We start from the raw sequence: 5,708 nt of genomic DNA on the forward strand, positions 1-5,708 counted from the left end.
AGGACTCCGGCGGCCAGGCCTTCACCAACGGCGACCACTCCCAGCCGACCGCCTTCTTCTGGATCCACCTCCTCCTCGCCGTCACCTCCTTCACCAGTAACGTTACTGGGTGCCCCCGCCAGCCCCGGGTGTCGGCCGACACGGACGGGGGAGGACACTGATACGGACCCGCCCGACGAGAGCTTCCGGAGGAATGGTGAGCGCCGCACCCCTGCACGGCCACCACGACGGCCGCCAGCCGATCGCCCGCACCCAGGACGCGGTGGCCGCCGCCCTGCCGCCGGCGCAGCGGATGGAGTTCTACCGGGAGATGGGCGAGGCCGACGACGAGACGATCGGCGGTGTCCTGCGGCGCTGGTGGCTGCGGGCCGAGCTCTACCGCGACCCGGAGGGCGACCGCATCCACGCCGCCGTCCAGGACGGGACCGCTCCCGGTACCTCCGCCTCCGCCGTCCTGCGCCGGCTCGGAGCCCTGTGAGCGACCACGCCGAGGGCCCGGGCGAGGGCCTGGACGAGGACGATCCGCTCACCCTCTCCCCCGCCGTCGAGGAACTCCTCGCCGACCCGGGCACCTCACCCGACGTGTTCTCCGCGGTCGTCGCCTTCCTCGTCGACCTGCGCGAGCACCCCTTCCCCCACCTGAGCCTGCCGGTGCCGGGCCGCCCCGGCATGCACTCGGCTCCGCTGCGCCGGGACCTGGGGCTGGTGGAGTACGCGGTGAACGAGGACACGGATCCGCCACGCATCTACGTCTCCCGCATCCTGCGCGCCGACTGAGCCGACTGAGCCGGCCGAGCTCCACCGACAAGACCGACAAGCCGCCGATCGGACAGGGCCAGTCTGTCGACGCGGGGCTGCGGAACGGCCACTTGTTCGCAGCTCCCGCGATCTCGGAAGATCGACTCATGCCTGAAGTTCCCGACATCCCGACCGCCTGGCGTCAACTGCTGGAACGTACTCCAGGAACCCGGCAAGGGGATCCGCTGGTCATCGAAGCCGCGCACGCGCAGCCGAAGCTCCGCGGCTTCTACCCGTGGCCGAGCCACGGCACGTTGAAGTTCCTGCGATCTGCCCCTCCATGGGATGGGAACCACGATGACTTGCCATTCATCGTCTGCGGCGGACCGCCCTACAAGGTCTACACATCCGGCTACATCACCCTCCTCGGCGAACCAGCGACGCCGCAGGAGGCTGCCGCTCTCGTGGTGGCTCACCTGCCGGCAGACGGCACAATCTCGGACGAGTGAGTCAGGTCAGAGCCTGGGGAATTGCTAGTGCCGCATCGGACAACGTTTCGCCTCGACATAGTTGCGAACACACGGCATGCCTACTCCGATCGGAGACAAGCTTCCGAACGACATAGGTGTCCTCGATTCCGGGCCGGGCTCGGGCGTCGGGGAGGCGACCCTTCAGCCTGGAACGCCAACGACTCGGCGGGCGGCGGCGGAATGCTTCGTGGAAGCAGCGCGGCTGCTCAGGGCTGGGACAACCGCTCTTCGTAGGCCAGCGAGTTCGGCCCCCAACCGTCCACCTCATTGCCGTTCACGTCCACGGTGGCGTCCATGTAGCCCATGGCGTAAAGGACCGCCAACGCCACCGCCTGGGCATCGTGGTCGTCGATCTTGTCGGCGCAGTAGCGGAGCGAGTTCTGCACACGGCCGCAGAGGTTGGCGGCGACGCCGAGAACCGAGAAGCTCGACCTGCTCAGACCGGATGCCTCCAGGGCACTGCTGCCGCCGCGCAGGATCTCGCACGCAGCGTCGAAGGCCTCAGCGAAATCGGTGGCGGCATACGGACCGGACTCGCTCATGTGCATACGAAGGAAGTGGTTCTTGATGAGCCAGTCCCGCAGGTTGTCCACCTGTAGGACGAGCCGCTCGGCCGCCTCCACCCACCGGAAGGTGGATGCGCTGCGCATGAGCAGCCGTTCGAGTTCGGTCAGATCCTCGGGAAGGCGGTCGGCATCGTCCATCAAAAGCATCCGCTCTGTCAGAGTGTCAGGCCTCGGCGCCGCCGAGGACAGGTTGGACCCTGATGGTTCTGCAGACACGGACAGCCCGGTTGATCACATGCGAGTGGCAAGCATGCCACCGGCTGCCCGCTACCAGCTACCGGTATACCTGCGACGGGTAGCCCTCACGGGCTGCTTCGGGGCAAACGTTGCCTGCCGCGGCACTGGTTGAGACGGCCGGGCTCGCTAGGCCGTTGCCCGCCGGACACGGTAGTTCCAGCGGGCGAGTGACCTGACGACGGTTTCGGCACCGATGGGGTTGGCGCTGTGGACGAAGACAGCTCCGATCTGAAAGGGCTGTCCGTTGAAGGCGGCTTCTTCCATGAGGGTCACCACCGGCATGATGGTGTCGTCGCCGCCGAGATCGTGGTCGAGCCACAGCTCGTCAATGAAGCTGTTGCGGTGCTCTTCCAGAAGCTGGATACCTTCGCGGCTGGTGCGGGCAATCCGCGTGGCCTGGGGAAGGGGGCGGAGGTCGTCTATGCCGAGGACGACGGGTACCGGCGAGGTGGGGGCTTCTTTCACCGGGTGATTGTCACAGTAGGCGGGTGGGATAACCACGGAGTATTGAGGCTCTGCGGGGCGGGCGGTGCCCACATCAACCCGTGCGGCATTCAGTGCCACACCTCGGCGACGGCCCCCGCCGCGCGGAGCTCGTTCACCGTCTTCTCGGCGACGTCCGAGGACACGTCCTCGCAGATGGTCGCCGGAAGCCGGCCGAGGAGCAGCTTGCCGTGCCACAGGCTCAGCCCGGTCCGCCACCTGATCGCCTTCAGGACCTCCAGCGGCCGGGGGCCGGGATCGGTCACCACGACACGGTTCGGCTTCTCGTCGCAGACCAGCGTCATGTACTGAACCGCCATCGCCCCTCCCCGAAAATGGACGGCTGCCCAGGCAGCGTAGCCACCATCCCTGCGCCCGCTCCAACGAAATACCTCCGGCTTCAGGAACCGGGCAGCACTGGCTCTGTTCACGAGTTCGGGCAGCAGTTGTTCAGCAGTTCGGGAGGTAGGAGGGGCACCGCGACGAATCGAACGGTCCACGAATTCCGACAGCGCCCCTACCGCGGTCAGTGCTGAGCAGCGGGCGCCACGTGGTCGGTGTGGGCGGCCCTCAGCCGTCAGGTGCCGGCGGACTGGACGTCGGCCTCGATCTTGGCGGAGTCGGCCTTCAACTGTTTCGTTTCGACCTTCTGGGCCTTCTTCATCGCCGCCTCGATCTTCGCGCCCATGTCGGAGACACCGACGACGACGAGGCCCGCCTGACCCGCGTCGAGGTGCTCGCCGAGCTCCTTCAGGTCCTGCCGGCTCATTCCGCCGGCCGCGTGACCGGCCACTGCGCCGAGGACCGCGCCGCCGCCCGCGGTGGCCGCCAGCAGGCCGCCGCCAATCGCGGCGAACGGGAAGAGCGCCACGACCAGCCCGGTCGCCAGGCCCACGCCTCCGCCGAGAACGCCGCCGACGCGGGTGGGCGTCTCGTGCTTCTTGGCGATCTTGACTTTGCCGTCCGCCCTCCGGTCAATCACCGCGGCGTCGTAGGCATCGATCAGGTTCGCCTTGGTGTGCAGCTCCTTGACCAGGTCGTAGTCGGCCTCGGCGTCAGCAACCGAGTCGTACACGCCCACGTAGGCGATGAATGTGTCCGCTGCCATTACGAAACCTCCGTCGGGTGAGCAGGTCCCAACAGCTTCACAGCTTCAATCCAGCGCCGCGACCGGGGACGCTCCCCGGTTCATCCACGGACAGACCGTCAACGACGAGCTCGGTCAGGGGCGGCACCGTGCGGACCCCAGGGTCCGCCAGCGGATCCAGCCGTGGCACGACGCGGCGCCGGGGTGGCGTACGTCTTCGCGCACGTCGGCGCGGCGTGGAGTCTGCACGCCCGACTGCGCCCGACGCTGGCCAGGGTGCTGTCATTTCTCGTGAACATCGAGCAAGGCGCGCAACGGGTGCCTCCGAAAGTGCTGAACAGCTGCTGTCGGAAATGGTGAAGACAACCACAGCACGGAGGCGAGGTAGGCCTGCGTCTCGCGGTCGGTGGAGTAGAGGCGGGGCGGGTGGCCGCCCTCGATGTTGTCGGCCACTCGCTGAAGGGCCCGATGGGAGGGCCCGATGGGAGGGCCGCGGGCAACGCGCGTTCACCACCTCGGAGGCGTCACATCCAGGAGAAGAGCCCGGCGCGCATGTGCGGCGTGAGGTTCTCGAGGATCTCCCGCAGCCACGGGCTGCGGACGGCCGGCAACCGGACCAGGGTGTGCCGGAACACTCCCGAGTTGGCCTGGAACAGGTACCCGGGGCGCGGCGGTGGCGGGTCGTCGCGCAGGACGCCGTCGGGCATCTGGCCCGACGCGGGGGCGGTCAGGTACGGCTCGGGGAAGGCCAGCCACAGCCACACCCCGAACGGAAGGGCCACCGAGTAGGCCGAGGAGGCCGGCCCGGCCGGGGCCCAGGTCTCCCCTGTCTGCGGGTGAGTCGGCACCAGGAGAATGTCGGCATCCTCGGGGGCGGGCCGTCCCGGCCCGGCCAGGACGGCGCGCCGCGGCGGCGGACCCGCAGGCAGCAGGGCGTCGAGAGCCCGCTGGAACACCTCTGCGCTCAGGCCGTCCGGGACGGTCACCGGCCGGCCGGCCGAGGCCGCCAGCAGGTGGGCGAGCGCCTGGCCCGCTGCCGCCTCCCACCGTGGGCTCCATGACCACCAGTAGTCCGACCCCCGCCGCGATCCCCACGTGGTGATCGGCTCGAACGGGGGCATGCTCTTCCCCTCCGCCATCAGCTCTGCCCAGGAGAGCGGCACGGCATCCGCGCCCGCACCGTCGACGGGGAGACGGCGTACGGCGTCGGGGGCGAGCCACACGGCCTGCCAGAGCGAACAGTCGTCGATCCGGGTCGCCACGGGGAGGCCGCATGCCTCGCAGAGCATGTTGGGACCGTCGGCCCCGTCGATGCCGCAGCAGGCGCCGCCGCGTCTCTCCGGGATCAGTACGGTGCCGCGGGTGTCTCCGGGAGCGATGACGATCGCACCGGACGGGCCGTCGGACAGGGTGTCGACCGGCGCATAGATGCCGCGGGCCGCCGCCTCGTCCGGGTCGATCTCCTCCCACATCCGCCAGGGTGGCCCTCCGGGCTCCGGGTCCACGGCGAACGTGCCCGGTTCCATCAGGACCGGGAGCTGGATCCCGTTCCCGTACGTCTGGTGGGCATGGGCCGGCAGCGCGACCTGGGACAGCGGGGCGGTCAACCTGGTGTCGCACCCCATGCACTCGAAAACGAACACATGTCCTCCGTGTCGGGAACGCAGGCATCGTCGCAGCCCGGTGCCGGTCGGCCAACCTGTTTTGCGCCACCGCCGAGCTCTCTGCCTGACGACGACCACGACGGGGGCGGTGGTGGTGGCGGCGGCGGGGGCGGGGGCGGTCGCGCCGGCGACAGTTGGCGTCGGCATATCGAACCCACAGTCGCTTGGGTCGCTTGAGTAGCTGCCCGGAAGGACGAGATCCCGCCAGAAGCCGAGCGGTCGGGCCGCACAGGCGGGCAACTCCCACCGGGCCAGGGCAGCGACCGAGCGACTGAAGCGACCCACGCTCGGCTGTGCTGCGGCCGAGTACGCGCGCAGCACAGACCAGGAGGCCAAACCAGGGGGCCACCCAAAAGAAAACTAGAGGGGTCGGGAGGGAGAGATGTTGAGAAAGAGTGTGTAG

General features: G+C 69.0%; 8 protein-coding genes and 1 pseudogene. 4 read left to right on the plus strand and 5 right to left on the minus strand.

Annotated elements, in window-relative coordinates:
- The 4 genes and pseudogenes from ABTY15_RS39960 to ABTY15_RS39355 form a co-directional block, all read left to right on the plus strand.
- Positions 1-161 (plus strand): annotated as a pseudogene (locus ABTY15_RS39960) (hypothetical protein); the annotation flags it as partial.
- A gap of 35 nt (positions 162-196) precedes the next feature.
- Positions 197-478, plus strand: a complete 282-nt coding sequence (locus tag ABTY15_RS39345) for a hypothetical protein (RefSeq protein WP_350607455.1) — start codon at positions 197-199, stop codon at positions 476-478.
- Positions 475-777 (plus strand): hypothetical protein, encoded by a 303-nt coding sequence (locus ABTY15_RS39350; RefSeq protein WP_350607458.1) that lies wholly within the window; start codon positions 475-477, stop codon positions 775-777. The genes ABTY15_RS39345 and ABTY15_RS39350 overlap by 4 nt, the downstream gene beginning before the upstream one ends.
- 128 nt (positions 778-905) lie before the next feature.
- A complete protein-coding gene (locus ABTY15_RS39355; protein ID WP_350607460.1) occupies positions 906-1,247 on the plus strand; it encodes a DUF6193 family natural product biosynthesis protein in 342 nt (113 codons plus the stop codon).
- 227 nt (positions 1,248-1,474) lie between these two features.
- Here the strand turns inward: ABTY15_RS39355 and ABTY15_RS39360 are convergent, their stop codons facing one another.
- From ABTY15_RS39360 to ABTY15_RS39380, 5 genes are all read right to left on the minus strand, one after another.
- A complete protein-coding gene (locus tag ABTY15_RS39360; RefSeq protein ID WP_350607464.1) occupies positions 1,475-1,972 on the minus strand; it encodes a hypothetical protein in 498 nt (165 codons plus the stop codon).
- A 225-nt stretch (positions 1,973-2,197) separates the two neighbouring features.
- Positions 2,198-2,536, minus strand: coding sequence for a cyclic-phosphate processing receiver domain-containing protein (locus tag ABTY15_RS39365; protein WP_350607466.1), 339 nt, complete (start codon positions 2,534-2,536; stop codon positions 2,198-2,200).
- A gap of 89 nt (positions 2,537-2,625) precedes the next feature.
- Entirely contained in the window at positions 2,626-2,874 is a 249-nt protein-coding gene (locus ABTY15_RS39370; protein WP_350607470.1) for a ribosomal protein L7/L12, read from the minus strand.
- 257 nt (positions 2,875-3,131) lie between these two features.
- Positions 3,132-3,662 (minus strand): hypothetical protein, encoded by a 531-nt coding sequence (locus ABTY15_RS39375; protein ID WP_350607473.1) that lies wholly within the window; start codon positions 3,660-3,662, stop codon positions 3,132-3,134.
- A gap of 503 nt (positions 3,663-4,165) precedes the next feature.
- Entirely contained in the window at positions 4,166-5,284 is a 1,119-nt protein-coding gene (locus ABTY15_RS39380; protein ID WP_350607476.1) for a hypothetical protein, read from the minus strand.
- Positions 5,285-5,708: the final 424 nt, after the last annotated feature.

The sequence above is a fragment of the Kitasatospora sp. NPDC097643 genome (genome assembly GCF_040302625.1).
Taxonomy (GTDB): Bacteria; Actinomycetota; Actinomycetes; order Streptomycetales; family Streptomycetaceae; genus Kitasatospora.